The following is a 13628-nucleotide window of genomic DNA, read 5'->3' on the forward strand; positions in this document are numbered from 1 at the left end:
GTTCTCCAGGTTCTTTAATATATCCTTTTTAACAAAAAACGGCATGCCGCTATCGGAATGCCGTCTTAAAAAATTCTATTTAAACTTATTAGTTTGCTTTTTCCCAGACCTGGGTTCTTCCTAATAAAGATAACCCTAAATAGCCTCTTACATTTAATTTATTTCCATCTTTTGTAATGGTACATTTATATGTTTTTCCGGTTTTAGGATCAGTGATACTTCCTCCTGTAAATTCATCACCTTCTTTTTTCAGGCCTCTGATGATCTCCAGACCCAGGATTGGTTTTCCTTTCCTATCATCTTTACATGCTGTACAGTTAGGATCAGCCGGTTTTATCAGCAGCTGGGAAACCTTTCCATAATACTTCCCGTCCGACTTTTTAAATATTTCTACAATAGATTTAGCCTGTTTGGTTTCGTCATCTATGGTCTTCCATTTGCCTTCTATCTGTGCAAAACTTAACACACTGAACAAAGAAAGCGCGAATGTCAATAATAATTTTTTCATATTTTTTATAGTTTTAATTCAACCACAGTAGTCTTTCCTACGTATTGATAAAAATATAAATTAATTTTCAACAAACAAAAACTTTTGTTATACAAAGCATAAAGAGGCAAAAAGCTAAGATATAAATCCGTTGAAACCGGCAATTCAGATAAGATTACTTTCTTTTTACAATATCACTCCTGAGCGCCTTAGATATCCGAACCCACTAGTTCAGTTTTCTGTTAATAACCCTGTCCATATAATCCTGATACCATGCTTTTGCTGTTAGTTTTCCTTTTTCCACTTCAGCAGTTTTGAGAGTACTGATCAGGTTATTTTCAAGTCCAAGATCTGTTTTATTATACACTCCGGTAATTTCTTTACCATCAAAACGGTAAATATAGTTTCCAATCATAAATTGTTCCGAAGTACCGTCTGAATTCACCACAACAGAAGGATAATTTTTGTCGCTTACCAGACTCCTGCCCCAGCTTCTGATGGGTTTATTATACCCGATAAGATCCGCCAAAGTAGGATAAATATCAATTTGCTGAGCCATTTCCGGATTTACTCCATTAAGCTGATATTCAGGATTTGGAGAATAAAAAATTAACGGAACGGCAAAACGGTTCATGGCTTTTTCATATTCAGGATAATAGACCTGATTGGTATGATCTCCTGTAAAAACAAATATTGTATTGTTAAACCACGGTTGTTTTTTAGCCGTCTCAAAGTATTTTTTAATCGCATAATCCGTATATTGAATAGGCTCATGCATTTCTATTTTTCCTTTTCTGAATTTTCCTTTATACTTTTCGGGGATTTTAAAAGGATGATGAGATGAGGCAGTAAATACCGTAGCCATGAACGGTTGTTTTTTTCCGACATTTTTGGCAAAATACTGGAGAAAAGGCTCATCCCAAATTGCCCACATTCCGTCAAAGTCTGCATCATGATTAAATTCTGTTTTCCCAAAATAATGTTTGAATCCCAGAATATTCCCAAATCCAAGGAATCCCATGGAGCCATTAGGTGCACCATGATAAAAGGATGTATCATATCCTAATTCATTACAGACAGAAACAATAGACTGGATTTTCTGATTGGAATAAGGTGACCCCGTAAACGCATCTGTAAGGCTTGGAATTCCTGCCAGTACACTACTCATCCCATGAATTGACTGTCTTCCGTTTGCAAATGTGTTCGGAAAAATAAGACTCCGGCCTGCTAAGCTATCCATAAACGGAGTATAGGAAATATAGTCTTTTATATTTTTATCTTTATTAAAAGCGCCTGAATATTCACGGCCGAAAGATTCCACAATAAAAATAACAATATTCGGACGTTTTTCCACTTTCCTGTCATACAATTTATAGGGCTGGACATTTTCTTCAATATACTTTTCATCTACAAAATGTACTTCTTTAAAATTATTGGTCCCCAGTGTTCTGAAAAAAGAAAAAGTACTGTTAAGAACTACATTGCCCTGAAGGGGATTGGTTACAAAGCGGTTTGCATCAACCATATTGATCGGCCTCGTACTGTGCCTAAAATCGCCGCGGATTCCTCCAACAACCAAAACTACGGTTATACATAAGATAATAACTGAAGAAAGAAAATAAGGTAATAATTTTGCAGGTCTGCTTTCTTTAATTTTCACTTTTTTATAAAGAAAAACCCATAGTGCCATAAGAACAACAAACCAGATCAGCACGAAAGGATGCTGTCCGATGGAAGCTATAAAAACTTTAGAAAGGTTGGATTCATGTTCTGCCACCTGCAGTGCAGCTGAAGTTAGCCTGGACTGTGAAAATTTATAATATATAAAATCACCGAAATTCATTGAATAAGCAATCCCGTTTGTGACGAAATAAATCCAGAAAAGAACTTTCTGATATCCCTTCTTTGTATTGATGATTATTGGAATAATGCTAAGAAGTATAAAAAGGGAATTAACATATAATATAGCGGTAGTATCGAAAGCTGTACCGTGATACGCCAGTTTTATATAGTCAGAAACCGAATCAATTTTAATAAGGTCTTTATTGAAATACCAAAATAAAAGCCTTGCTATCTGGTAAAAGACATAGGCTAAAAAAATCCTGTACATCAATACAAGAATTTCCTGTTTTCTCAATTCTTTTGAAAATTTCATTCGGCAAATTTACATCAAATTCACATTAATGTATTTTTTAGTTCATATTATTTTGATACATAATTTTTAAAAACAGTAATTTTGTACTTATGGATTTTATAAAGAATAATCTTGCCAATGCTTTAACGCTGGCTAATTTATTTGCAGGCTCAATAGGGGCAATACATCTTATTTCAGGAGACTATCAGACTACGGCAATCTGTCTTATTCTTTCTTCAATTTTCGATTTTTTTGACGGGTTTGTTGCAAGGGCCCTGAAATCAAATTCCAACTTAGGTCTTCAGCTTGATTCTCTTGCGGATATGGTAAGCTTTGGATTCATTCCCGGATTGACCATGTATAAAGCTCTTGAACCTTTCGGAACCGAATTATCCGGGCTTCACTTTCCTTTTGAAATTAAGTATATCGGTTTACTGGTAACCGTTTTCTCCTGTCTACGGCTCGCTATCTTTAACCTTGATGAGGAACAGAGGTATTATTTTAAAGGATTAAATACGCCTACCAATACCATTCTCCTATTTGGATTATATTATGCCTTTAAAGAAACCGGACATTTTAGTTTCTTATTTGACCACAGCCTTTTACTGGTAATATTAAGTGTTCTTACTTCATGGCTTCTGGTCAGCCCAATAAAAATGATGGCGATGAAGTTTAAATCCAGACAGTTAAAAGACAACTATCCCAAAATAGTTTTATTAGTGGGAGGAATTGCCATTCTTGCCCTATTTCAGATTGTAGGGATTCCGATGCTGGTTATTTATTATATATTGGTATCATTGGTTTTTCAGCGACAGCTTAAATAAAGATTATAAGGAAAGATGAATTTCATCTTTCAAATTAAATATATTATCAAATTATCCTATTAACATGAATTTAAAACTCCATAAACCGCTTTGTATTTTTGATCTTGAAACTACCGGAACCAATATCGGAAAAGACCGGATTGTTGAAATATGCATATTAAAGGTAAATCCTGATGCATCCCGGGAAAGTAAAACATGGCGTGTTAATCCAGAGATGCCCATTCCGAAAGAATGCAGTGAAATTCACGGAATTTATGACGAAGATGTAAAAGATGCTCCTGTGTTCAGAGAAATTGCCCCTAAAATTATGGAAATGCTTACAGGAAGTGATCTGGGTGGGTTCAATTCCAACAGATTTGATGTTCCTCTTTTAGCAGAAGAGCTTTTAAGAGTAGGAATAGACTTTGATTTGAGTAAGTTCAGGCTGGTAGATGCCCAGACAATTTTCCACAAAAAAGAACCTAGAAACCTTGGAGCAGCTTATCAGTTCTATTGTGGAAAAACATTGGAAAATGCACACTCTGCTGAAGCTGACGTAATGGCTACTTTCGAAGTTCTTGATGCACAGGTGGGTAAATACGATGATATCCCGAATGAAATTGCACCGCTAAGTGAATTCACATTCCATAATAAAAATGCAGATCTTGCCGGATTCATTGGATATAATGAAAAAATGGAAGAAGTTTTCAATTTTGGAAAGTATAAAGGGCAGGGTGTAAAAGCTATATTTCAAAAAGATCTCGGATATTTCGGATGGCTTCAGAATGCTGACTTCCCTCTATACACCAAGAAAGTCTTTACAAAAATTCAACTGTCAAGTAAATTTTAGAAATGTCTGATCTGATCCGCTTTAAATTTTATGAAACAGCCCTTGAAGCTAACAGGGACAAACAGATCCTGGCTGAAAACGGGATCAACAGTTTTATTGCCAATGAACAGCTGATTCAATCAGATTGGCTTCTTTCCCAGGCTGTAGGCGGAATTCAGCTTCAGGTTTTTGAAGATGATATTGAAAGGGCAGCACAAATACTACAGGAATATAAGGAGAATGAAGTATTTTCCCTGGAAGTAGAGCATACGATCGATGATCCGGAATTTGATTTTGTGTGTCCAAAATGCGGATCCAATCATATTTACAGGGATGACCGGGCAACCAGTTTTTTTGGAATTTCATTTTTAACAAGCCATAAATTTATCTGCTATTATTGTGGAAATGAATTTGCCCACTGAAGGCTCTACTTCAATAAATTTAGAATTTAAAAAAGAAAAAAATCATGAAAATCATCTGCATAGGAAGAAATTATAGTGAACATGCAAAAGAACTGGGAAATGAAATCCCGGAAAATCCGGTTATTTTTATGAAACCCGATACAGCGGTTTTAAAAGGAAATGATTTTTACATTCCGGAATTTTCAAATGATATCCATTATGAGCTTGAAGTGGTATTAAAAATTTCAAAAGGGGGAAAATATATTCAGAAAGAAGCTGCCCATAAACATTATGATGAAATAAGCCTTGGAATTGATTTTACAGCCAGGGATCTTCAAAGTGAGTTAAAGTCAAAAGGACTGCCATGGGAACTTGCCAAAGGCTTTGATGGTTCTGCAGTAGTCGGAAACTTCTTTAAAAAAGAACATTATAATCTGGAAAGCCTGCCTTTTTCATTATTCAAGAATAAAGAAAATGTTCAGGATGGTAATACAAAAGATATGATCTTCAGTTTTGATGATATTATTGCATTTGCTTCGCAATATTTTACTTTAAGAGTAGGCGATCTCATTTTTACAGGTACCCCAAAAGGAGTAGGAAAAGTAGAAGAAAATGATATTCTGGAAGCTTATCTTCAGGATGAAAAACTCCTTGACATCCGAATATTATAGGTAATTTAACATCAATCTGAGAAATTTTTCATATCTTTAGATAACAAAAACTAAAGGTTATGATAAATATTGTATTACCCGTAGATTTTGGGGACAAAACAGACCAACTGGTAGAGGGTGCCATAAAATTTGCAAAACAACTCAATGGTAGAATTTATCTGATTCATGTAGCTCCATCAGATATCGGATTTGCTATCGGGGATATGGGATTTCAATATTTTCCGGAAGTGGAAGCCAATGAGATCAGAGAAGAACTTGTTCAGCTTAACAAAATAGAACAGCGGATTCTTGCTCACGATATCGAGTGTGAACACCTTTTAAAGCAAGGACTTGCCAAAGATATTATTATTGAATATGCAAAGGCAAAAAATGCTGACTACATTGTTATGGGATCACATGGAAGGAGCGGGATTTATGACGTATTTGTAGGAAGTCTTACAAAAGGGCTTACAAAAAGTTCACATATTCCTGTTTTAGTACTTCCCATTCATGACTAAGAAAATAAAATTTTAATCGTTAGTAATAAAAAAACCGATCAAATAATTTATTTGATCGGTTTTTTACTATATAACCAATTAATTAACCTTCTTTTTTATAAATAGTCGGATCATAGTAAGGATGCTTACCTTCCGTAGGAGAATAATAGTCTTTATCTTTGTCACCACCTAGTGTAACCACCAGCACGTAGCACCAATATGTAAACAATACACAGCAAACGATAAACAGGATCCAGTTTAAAACATTTCCGAAAGCATCAAAGAAACCGAAAGACCATTTGAAAACTTTGCTTAAGAATAGAAAGAAAGACGTCATTATTTTCCTTTTTTAAATTAACTTTGTACAAATTTATAAAAAATGTTTAAATTACTTTCAAAAGAAAGCAATATTTTTTCAATTCCTGTATATATTGGTTTTCTTCTTTTAGTAGTAATAATATTTAACATACTGAATTTCAATACCTACGAAGCTATTGTTGCCGGAATTACATTTCTGGGAATTGCTTTGGGATATTTTTGTTTTCACAGTATTGCTTTAAATTATCAAACTCATCTTCCGTTATTTTTATATACATTTTTTATATTTGGATTGTATCCCGGCAATCTTGATATCGGGCTTGCCGTTTCACTTCTCACCAATTCTTTTCTCATTCTTCTTCTGACAAGTGCTGATGAAGATATAAGAAAAAAATCATATGTATTGGTGGGGGCTATTGTGGCACTTAATTTCATCTTTCTTCCTACTACCTGGCCAATGGCTGTATTTGTCATCATTCACGTTGTAGCCACTTCTGCTAAGATAGGATTAAACCTTTTCAGGTTCCTTCTGGGAATTATTCTGATTACTTTTAGTTATTTTTCTGTGATGTATTTTGTTCAATTTACTTCCTGGGATATTGATTATTTTCCTTTCGGGAAAATGAAACCTGTAACAGATTATACGGAACTGCTTCCTCTGATCCCGGTTGTACTGATGCTTATTTATGCAGTATACGATCACTTTAAGAATTATAATAAAAAAAGCCCGATCAGCAGATACAAATACACCTTTTTATTGGTTTTTTCAGTAGCCCAGCTTGTAACAATTATTCTATATATGAATAAAAACTATGAATACCTGCTTCTTTTAGCATTCCCTTCGAGTATTATTATAAGCAGAATGATGAGATTTTTACCAAAATATTGGATGCAGGAGGCCAGCTTATGGCTTATTATTATTAGTTTACTTGGTTTTAAGGCAGGTACAGTTTTTGATTTATTTTAAAAGATTATGATTCAGATAGACGATAAATTAATTTCCGAGGATATTTTTTCCGAAGAATTTGTTTGCAACCTTACTAAGTGTAAAGGTGCATGTTGTGTGGAAGGAGACGTGGGTGCTCCTTTGGATAAGGAGGAACTTGAAATTTTAGACCGTATTTTTGATAAAGTTAAACCTTATCTTACCCCAGAAGGGGTTAAGGCCCTTGAAGAACAAGGAACATGGACTACTGACCCACATGATGGAATGTATGTTACCCCAATGGTGGAAGACCGTGAATGTGCTTATGTAACTTTTGACGAAAAGGGAATTACCAAATGTGGTATTGAAAAAGCCTATGAAGATGGCGCAGTAGACTGGCAGAAACCTATTTCCTGCCACCTGTACCCAATCAGGATTACTGAGTATTCCACTTTTACTGCTTTAAATTATCATGAATGGAATGTTTGCAGTGATGCATGCACACTCGGGAAAGAGTTGCAGGTTCCTGTTTACAAATTCCTGAAAACACCATTAACCAGAAAATATGGAGAGGACTTCTACAATGTGCTCAGTGAAGCCGCTGAAGAATGGAAAAAAGAATATGGCTCTTAAACCTTATTCACTCATCAATAAATAAAAGCCGGAAATTCCGGCTTTTATTATGTTTTATTTGAAATCAGCATCCGTTACTCCGGAGTTGATCACCAATTTTGTAGTTTTAATATTTACTTTCTGGCCTCCCCCTTCGGCATCTACTTCAGCCGGAAACTGAATTCCATCTACAGTCATATAACTTTTTATCGTTACATTCCCTTCTCCTGCTATGGTCTTATACAATAATCCCGTAGCGGCATCAAAGTAAAATTTGCCTTTATCTGAAGAAAGCACATTGTAATCTTTACCATCAAGTTTTTCTACTGTTGCATTCTGGAAATTTGCAGCATCAAAAGCAAGAGCTTCCACAGGTTTCCCTTTTTTCAGATCAGCAATCTTATCAGCAGGAATGTCAACTTTTGTCCCCATTTGGTCAAAATATCCTTTCTCTCCGTCGAAAAGCTGAATCATTTGTTTGCCCATCAATGATTGAACTGACTTGAATTTATTCCCTAATTTCTTAGTAGTCATTGTAATTTCCATTCCCTGTACAGTAAGGATATTATCCGTAACTGTAGATTTTACAGCTTCCAATTTATCTTTTCCTCCTAATGCTTTAAAGTAGTTATCCACTATTTCTTTAGGAGTCAGTTTAGATTTTGAAGCCTCCGTTGATATGGAAGCAGCTTCTTTCTTTTGAGCTGTTGCCGGAATGGAAAACAACACCGCACAGAAAAAAGGAATGATGATCTTTTTCATATATGATATTATAAATTTAGGGGTAAATATATGAATATTGGCTGACATAGTCTAAAATAAAAAAAACCGTCAAAGACTGACGGTTTTAAATATTTATATCGTTGTATAATTATTTTTTAAGCTCTTCTAAAAATTCGTCATGAGAAATTTTAGTTTCTTTTTTGCTTGCCTTTTCAAGAATTACATCTTTTAGCTTAGCCATAGCAACTTCAGAAGAGATTTGTCTTACCTGCTCCTGATCTTTCAACATCTCAACAGCATATTTCTGGATCTCTTCATCACCTAAGTGGTGGATTCCATAAATTGCCAGCTGATTTTTAACCAGCTGCTCAGCTTGTGCCAATACGTCAGCATAGTCTAATTGAATTTCGTTATCAGTCATCAGTTTACCTTCAATAATCTGGTATCTCAACTGGTTTTTCTCTGCTTCAAGGATTTCTTTAGCCTGCTCTTCAGACTGGATATTCTGATTGGAGAACATTAACCATTTCACAAGGAATGATTCAGGAAGTTTTACCTCTTCTTTATCAGTTACCTGCTCTAATACTTTGTTCACAAAATGAACGTCAGCATTTTGCTGGAAATACTCATCTAATTCAGCTTTTACTTTTTCTTTAAGCTCTTCTTCAGACTTAATTGTTCCTTCTCCGTATACCTTGTTAAATAAGTCTTCGTTAAGCTCAGCAAGATTTAATGAATAGAAATCTTTTACTTTTACTTCAAGCTCATTGTGGTGAAGATGTTCTACTTCTTCTTTGCTGAATCCTAATTCTTTAGCTAATTCTTCATCACCTGCAAGTGTTTCTTTAGAAACTTTTACAGATTCATCCATTTTCAAAGATTTTACCAATTTGAAAGCTGCTTTATTTTCAGCTGTAATGGTAACATTCTTCGGATGGTGGTGGTGTTCTCCTTCTGCATCTTCTTCCACAACCTGAGAAACTTCTAAAGCGATATAAGAATCTTTAGTGATTTTATCTTGAGGAACCTGCTCAGCGAAACGCTTCTGCATGTTTTCAATGCTCTTGTTGATTTCTTTTTCAGAAGCCTCTACTTTATAATGAGGAGCCTCATATTTAGCTAAATCTATCGTGAATTCAGGCTCATATCCTACTTCAAAAGCAACTTCAATCTGATCAGCATTGTAATCTAACTGATTTACAGGCTGAGGAATTGGCTGACCAACTAATCTTAATTTGTTTTCATTAACATAGTTGTTCAAAGCATCAGAAACCTGTTTGTTGATTTCTTCAAATGCAATACCTGCTTCATATTGTTTTTTAACCATACTTAAAGGCACTTTCCCTTTTCTGAATCCAGGAACTTGCGCATTTTTAGCATAATTAATCAATTGCTTTTCTACTTTTTCTTTGTAGTCAGATTTCTCCAATGTTACAGTAAGTAATGCACTTACATCATCATGGTTTTGTGCGGTAACCTTCATTATTGATTAAAATTTTAGGTTGCAAAAATATGAATTTTTTATGAAAATAACTCATTTCAAATAAATTCTTAGTGATCAAATGTTTATAAATAAAAAAACCACTGAAAGAATCAGTGGTTTCCAAAATTAATATGACGATATGAAATTCTTTTAGTGAATATCTAATCCCAATAAAGCATCAACATCACTTTCACCTCCTACAACACTTCCCAGCTGATTATCAGATGAAGGAGAATTATCATTTACAGAGCTTGGTCCGTGGATCAGTTTGATATTAGCCTTTCCTGCTGCTGTAGCACTTACAATAGTCCATTCGGTTTTTATACCTAATTTTTTACCATCTGTTCTGATAATATCATCTGCAGCTCTTTTTACCTTAATATCGGCTCCTGCAAAGCTGTAAATAATAAAATGCTCATCTTTTTCTTCCAAAATTTCATCATTTGCACTGTGATAATGATCATCATGTTTCACCTGAAAATCCAGTTCCACATTGTAAACATCTCCTACATGAGCATGAATAGGGGCATCCGCTACACCACCAATATAATTAATGGTCTGAATATCACTTGCATTATTTTTATTGGTAAGTTTTACCACCAACTTTTCAATTTCTTCATGCTCATGAATGTCTTCAGGAATATCGTTATTCCCATCACGACAAGAGAATAATAAAACTGCGGCAAATAATAAAAGTGATATATTGAATAATTTTTTCATTTTAAATTTAATTTTTTTGTATTAATAATTAGAAATTGTATTTAAGAGTAACCACAAAATTTCTTCCGGCTTCGGGCATATAATATCTTAGTCTGTTAAGATATTCCCTGTACTCTTTATTTAAAATATTATTGATCCTGAAATTCAGGTTCAGGTTTTTGAATAAATCTGCACCAACAGATGCATGAAATATGGAAAATGCTGCGGGAGTAGAGCTATAATCTATTACTCTGGTAACCAACTCGCCATCCTGAATAAACTGTACTGACTGATCTCTGATAGGAAAACGGTTTTGTTTAAATACATTTTCGTTTTCGAATCTGATATAGAAATTTGAAGGCTTATTCAAAGACAATTCCAATGAATGTCTGAGATTTGTGGGCATCATAAGAATTAACGGTTCATTTTTCGTAAGATCTTCTCCCCGTAAAGCACTGAAATTGGTCGTCCACTTCAGATTATCCAGAATAGTAAGCTGTGCATCAGCATCTATCCCATAGATTCTTGCTTTTATCTGCTGATACTCCCAGATTGCAAAGCTCCCTCTATTGGTACTCTGGAAACCTACAGGTATTTGATTGATAAAACTGTCTGAAAACATGATGTAAGGATTAGCTTCCAGCTGTAATCCTTTCAATACTTCGAATTTTCCTGTAAGAGCCAGATTAGCATTGTAAACTACCTCCTGACCGATTCTCAGGTCTCCTTTTTCAATGATGGCAGCAGAATGATGAAGCCCGTCTGCGAATAATTCTGCCGGATTCGGTGTTCTGCTGATTCTCGAAAAGTTGAACTTAATATCCAACGCTCTGACTGGTTTATAGCTCAACCCAATATTTGCAGAAAAATTATGATAATCAAAAACAGGACGTGCTAAAATTCTGCTATCATTCTTTTGCACATAAAATTGTGGAAAAACAGAAGCATATTTTTCATCCCATTCACTGGCATCATAATATTTATAAGCATCATATCTGCTGAAATCATACCGGAACCCAGCTTCTGCATTCAGTTTCGGACTAAAACGGTATTTAAATACAGAAAATGCTCCTGCATCATACCGGTAATAGTCCGGAATCAGACGTCTTGCTTTTGTTGCGGGATCAGGATAGTTATCCTGAAAACCGGCTGAAATTCCACTTTCCAGGCTCCAGTCAGCACGTTCTATAAGGTGCGTCAGGCTTGCAGTGTGTGTAATCAATCTAAGATCCATTGCAGGAAGCGAATTCAGCTCTCCTCTTCTGATATCATATTCTTTACGTTTGTTAAGCTGAAAACTGTACTGGAAAGTAATTTTTCCAAAATCTGCAAAACGTTTGTAGGCCGAAACTTTTGCAATATGATGTTCTACATTCTGCTTAGGACTGGCAATGTCATAAGTAAAATCATCAAGAAAAAAGGGCTGTCCAAAATTCATTGCCATATAGGCATCATAATTATTTCCCAGATGGGCTCCTTTATAGATTCCAAACTCCTGATTGATCCCGCTGTAAGAAACATCAAAACCTTGCATAAACCCATGATTTCCAAAAGAAAAATTAAAGGAATTTACTTCTGCTCCGGTATTCTGAAGGGTATGATGCGGAATATAGAGATCTCCCAGTTTTTTATAGCTTCCTCCAGTCTTTACAAACCATTCGTTGTTCCAAGATTTAAGTGCATTGACTGCTATCTCACCTCCTCTCCCATTGGAAATTCCTGAGAGCTTTACACTACCCATCAGGGTATCTTTTTTCGGAGGGATGGCCGGTTCCAGCAAAACCACACCTGCAACTCCATCATTCCCGTATTTTAAAGCAGATGCCCCTTTAATCACATCAATATGCTCAAAGTCATTGACATCTACATTGGGAGCATGTTCAGCACCCCATTCCTGCTCTGCCATCTTCACTCCACTATTCATAATAGAGATACGGCTTCCATAAAGACCATGAATAACAGGTTTGGTAATATTATTCCCTGTTTTTAAAACTGCAACCCCTGAAATTTTTGAAAGTATATTCCCCAGGTTTTCAGTAGAATTTCTTTCAATTTCAGTTTTATCCAGTGTTTTCAACACCACAGATCCTCTTGTTTTATGGCTTCCGTGTAATGTAATGGTTTCAATGTCCCCGCTGTGATGCTCTAAAATAATGGACAGGTGAAGATCCCGATCAACTCCTATATTTTCAGTATAATCATTACAATCAGGATGTTTGGCAATGAGTGTATACTTTCCTGCAGGAATTTTATCAAAAGAAAATGTACCTTTTTTATCTGTTTTTGCTGTAAAACCACCAATTTTTACCACTGCATTTTCCAGCATGGTTTTATCATGAAAATCCTGGACGGTTCCTTGTACAGCATACGTTTTTTGTGCACTTGTAAATACTGATCCGCAAAAGATCAGCAGCAGGCAATATATCAATTTCATTGTATATAGATTGATTACATATCTCTTATCTATGAGATACATTTCGTTAAAAATTATTGAATAGGCAGATGTACTACTGTGTAAAAAAGTAAATAATCCAGAAGTTTAAATCAGTAATTGTTAATAGTTATCAATTACAGACACTCCGTTATTTTCAATAACCTTAATGATCATTGAATGTAAAGTACATACTTTAGCCCGGTAAGAATCTATTATTATGAAAGTGTGGGAGGTCCCCGAAGCTGAAATGTAAATTTGGTCTGTGACCAGATTTTCTCCTGAATAGCAATAATCTGCTTTACCTGGTGAGTATAATGCTCAAAAGTAAAACTAAATTCTTCAGGAGCTAATGTATGTCCGGTAGCCAAAAAGTGGCAGGCCAGACAGTCGCCAGCTTTCTCTTTAGCAGTTGTTTTCGCCATTGTATTCTCTGTCTTTTTAAAACTGAAAGACTTAAAATAGTCCAAAGAATCATGATGGTGAAAACTTTGAGAAAGCAGTGCGAGGAAATACACTCCAAACAATAGCCTGGAGATAAAACTCTTTAAATGTCTGCTTTCTTTAAAAATCATGCCTCAAAATTATGAAAATAATTTAATGTTAAGCTAACTTTTATTAAATTACTTAAGGGTT

15 protein-coding genes are annotated in these 13628 nt (G+C 35.1%); 7 read left to right on the forward strand and 8 right to left on the reverse strand.

Annotated elements, in window-relative coordinates:
- Positions 1-88: 88 nt before the first annotated feature.
- Together DRF59_RS07180 and DRF59_RS07185 are read right to left on the reverse strand one after the other, a co-directional pair.
- Positions 89-508 carry a DUF2147 domain-containing protein gene (locus DRF59_RS07180; protein ID WP_115958242.1) on the reverse strand — a complete coding sequence of 140 codons (420 nt, stop codon included), beginning with the start codon at positions 506-508 and terminating at the stop codon, positions 89-91.
- Positions 509-713: 205 nt separating this feature from the next.
- Positions 714-2642 carry an LTA synthase family protein gene (locus tag DRF59_RS07185; RefSeq protein ID WP_115958244.1) on the reverse strand — a complete coding sequence of 643 codons (1929 nt, stop codon included), beginning with the start codon at positions 2640-2642 and terminating at the stop codon, positions 714-716.
- Positions 2643-2731: 89 nt separating this feature from the next.
- On the opposite strand from DRF59_RS07185, the gene DRF59_RS07190 reads away from it, so the two are divergent.
- The 5 genes from DRF59_RS07190 to DRF59_RS07210 all read left to right on the forward strand — a co-directional run bounded on the left by DRF59_RS07190 (position 2732) and on the right by DRF59_RS07210 (position 5822).
- Positions 2732-3445: a CDP-alcohol phosphatidyltransferase family protein gene (locus DRF59_RS07190; RefSeq protein WP_115958246.1), complete on the forward strand. Its 714-nt coding sequence runs from the start codon at positions 2732-2734 to the stop codon at positions 3443-3445.
- A 64-nt stretch (positions 3446-3509) separates the two neighbouring features.
- Positions 3510-4274: a 3'-5' exonuclease gene (locus tag DRF59_RS07195; RefSeq protein ID WP_115958248.1), complete on the forward strand. Its 765-nt coding sequence runs from the start codon at positions 3510-3512 to the stop codon at positions 4272-4274.
- A 2-nt stretch (positions 4275-4276) separates the two neighbouring features.
- Positions 4277-4675: a putative signal transducing protein gene (locus DRF59_RS07200; RefSeq protein ID WP_115958250.1), complete on the forward strand. Its 399-nt coding sequence runs from the start codon at positions 4277-4279 to the stop codon at positions 4673-4675.
- 44 nt (positions 4676-4719) lie between these two features.
- A complete protein-coding gene (locus DRF59_RS07205; RefSeq protein ID WP_115958252.1) occupies positions 4720-5325 on the forward strand; it encodes a fumarylacetoacetate hydrolase family protein in 606 nt (201 codons plus the stop codon).
- A 59-nt stretch (positions 5326-5384) separates the two neighbouring features.
- Positions 5385-5822 carry a universal stress protein gene (locus DRF59_RS07210; protein ID WP_115958254.1) on the forward strand — a complete coding sequence of 146 codons (438 nt, stop codon included), beginning with the start codon at positions 5385-5387 and terminating at the stop codon, positions 5820-5822.
- Between the two features lie 82 nt (positions 5823-5904).
- Here DRF59_RS07210 and DRF59_RS07215 read toward each other — a convergent pair whose 3' ends face one another.
- Positions 5905-6138, reverse strand: a complete 234-nt coding sequence (locus tag DRF59_RS07215; protein WP_115958256.1) for a DUF6341 family protein — start codon at positions 6136-6138, stop codon at positions 5905-5907.
- Positions 6139-6180: 42 nt separating this feature from the next.
- On the opposite strand from DRF59_RS07215, the gene DRF59_RS07220 reads away from it, so the two are divergent.
- Both DRF59_RS07220 and DRF59_RS07225 read left to right on the forward strand, forming a co-directional pair.
- Complete coding sequence (locus DRF59_RS07220) at positions 6181-7086, forward strand: DUF6427 family protein (protein ID WP_115958258.1); 906 nt, start codon at positions 6181-6183, stop codon at positions 7084-7086.
- Between the two features lie 6 nt (positions 7087-7092).
- The gene (locus DRF59_RS07225; RefSeq protein WP_115958260.1) at positions 7093-7677 is read left to right on the forward strand and encodes a DUF3109 family protein; all 585 of its coding nucleotides are present in this window, start codon (positions 7093-7095) and stop codon (positions 7675-7677) included.
- A 54-nt stretch (positions 7678-7731) separates the two neighbouring features.
- Here the strand turns inward: DRF59_RS07225 and DRF59_RS07230 are convergent, their stop codons facing one another.
- The 5 genes from DRF59_RS07230 to DRF59_RS07250 form a co-directional block, all read right to left on the reverse strand.
- Positions 7732-8418 carry a hypothetical protein gene (locus DRF59_RS07230; protein ID WP_115958743.1) on the reverse strand — a complete coding sequence of 229 codons (687 nt, stop codon included), beginning with the start codon at positions 8416-8418 and terminating at the stop codon, positions 7732-7734.
- A 109-nt stretch (positions 8419-8527) separates the two neighbouring features.
- On the reverse strand, positions 8528-9862 hold the full coding sequence (locus DRF59_RS07235; protein ID WP_115958262.1) for a trigger factor: 1335 nt from the start codon (positions 9860-9862) through the stop codon (positions 8528-8530).
- A gap of 150 nt (positions 9863-10012) precedes the next feature.
- Positions 10013-10582: a hypothetical protein gene (locus DRF59_RS07240; protein ID WP_115958264.1), complete on the reverse strand. Its 570-nt coding sequence runs from the start codon at positions 10580-10582 to the stop codon at positions 10013-10015.
- Between the two features lie 28 nt (positions 10583-10610).
- Positions 10611-12995: a TonB-dependent receptor gene (locus DRF59_RS07245; RefSeq protein WP_185144906.1), complete on the reverse strand. Its 2385-nt coding sequence runs from the start codon at positions 12993-12995 to the stop codon at positions 10611-10613.
- A gap of 215 nt (positions 12996-13210) precedes the next feature.
- On the reverse strand, positions 13211-13567 hold the full coding sequence (locus DRF59_RS07250) for a hypothetical protein (RefSeq protein ID WP_167456657.1): 357 nt from the start codon (positions 13565-13567) through the stop codon (positions 13211-13213).
- Between the last annotated feature and the right edge of the window lie 61 nt (positions 13568-13628).

This window comes from Chryseobacterium flavum, assembly GCF_003385595.1.
Lineage (GTDB): Bacteria > Bacteroidota > Bacteroidia > Flavobacteriales > Weeksellaceae > Chryseobacterium > Chryseobacterium flavum.

Excerpts from the sequence above, each read along its gene's own strand:
- DRF59_RS07210 (WP_115958254.1), top strand. The coding sequence starts at position 5,385 with ATGATAAATATTGTATTACCCGTAGATTTTGGGGACAAAACAGACCAA.
- DRF59_RS07235 (WP_115958262.1), bottom strand. The coding sequence starts at position 9,862 with ATGAAGGTTACCGCACAAAACCATGATGATGTAAGTGCATTACTTACT.
- DRF59_RS07205 (WP_115958252.1), top strand. The coding sequence starts at position 4,720 with ATGAAAATCATCTGCATAGGAAGAAATTATAGTGAACATGCAAAAGAA.
- DRF59_RS07225 (WP_115958260.1), top strand. The coding sequence starts at position 7,093 with ATGATTCAGATAGACGATAAATTAATTTCCGAGGATATTTTTTCCGAA.
- DRF59_RS07195 (WP_115958248.1), top strand. The coding sequence starts at position 3,510 with ATGAATTTAAAACTCCATAAACCGCTTTGTATTTTTGATCTTGAAACT.
- DRF59_RS07190 (WP_115958246.1), top strand. The coding sequence starts at position 2,732 with ATGGATTTTATAAAGAATAATCTTGCCAATGCTTTAACGCTGGCTAAT.
- DRF59_RS07180 (WP_115958242.1), bottom strand. The coding sequence starts at position 508 with ATGAAAAAATTATTATTGACATTCGCGCTTTCTTTGTTCAGTGTGTTA.
- DRF59_RS07245 (WP_185144906.1), bottom strand. The coding sequence starts at position 12,995 with ATGAAATTGATATATTGCCTGCTGCTGATCTTTTGCGGATCAGTATTT.
- DRF59_RS07200 (WP_115958250.1), top strand. The coding sequence starts at position 4,277 with ATGTCTGATCTGATCCGCTTTAAATTTTATGAAACAGCCCTTGAAGCT.
- DRF59_RS07250 (WP_167456657.1), bottom strand. The coding sequence starts at position 13,567 with ATGATTTTTAAAGAAAGCAGACATTTAAAGAGTTTTATCTCCAGGCTA.
- DRF59_RS07215 (WP_115958256.1), bottom strand. The coding sequence starts at position 6,138 with ATGACGTCTTTCTTTCTATTCTTAAGCAAAGTTTTCAAATGGTCTTTC.
- DRF59_RS07230 (WP_115958743.1), bottom strand. The coding sequence starts at position 8,418 with ATGAAAAAGATCATCATTCCTTTTTTCTGTGCGGTGTTGTTTTCCATT.
- DRF59_RS07240 (WP_115958264.1), bottom strand. The coding sequence starts at position 10,582 with ATGAAAAAATTATTCAATATATCACTTTTATTATTTGCCGCAGTTTTA.
- DRF59_RS07220 (WP_115958258.1), top strand. The coding sequence starts at position 6,181 with ATGTTTAAATTACTTTCAAAAGAAAGCAATATTTTTTCAATTCCTGTA.
- DRF59_RS07185 (WP_115958244.1), bottom strand. The coding sequence starts at position 2,642 with ATGAAATTTTCAAAAGAATTGAGAAAACAGGAAATTCTTGTATTGATG.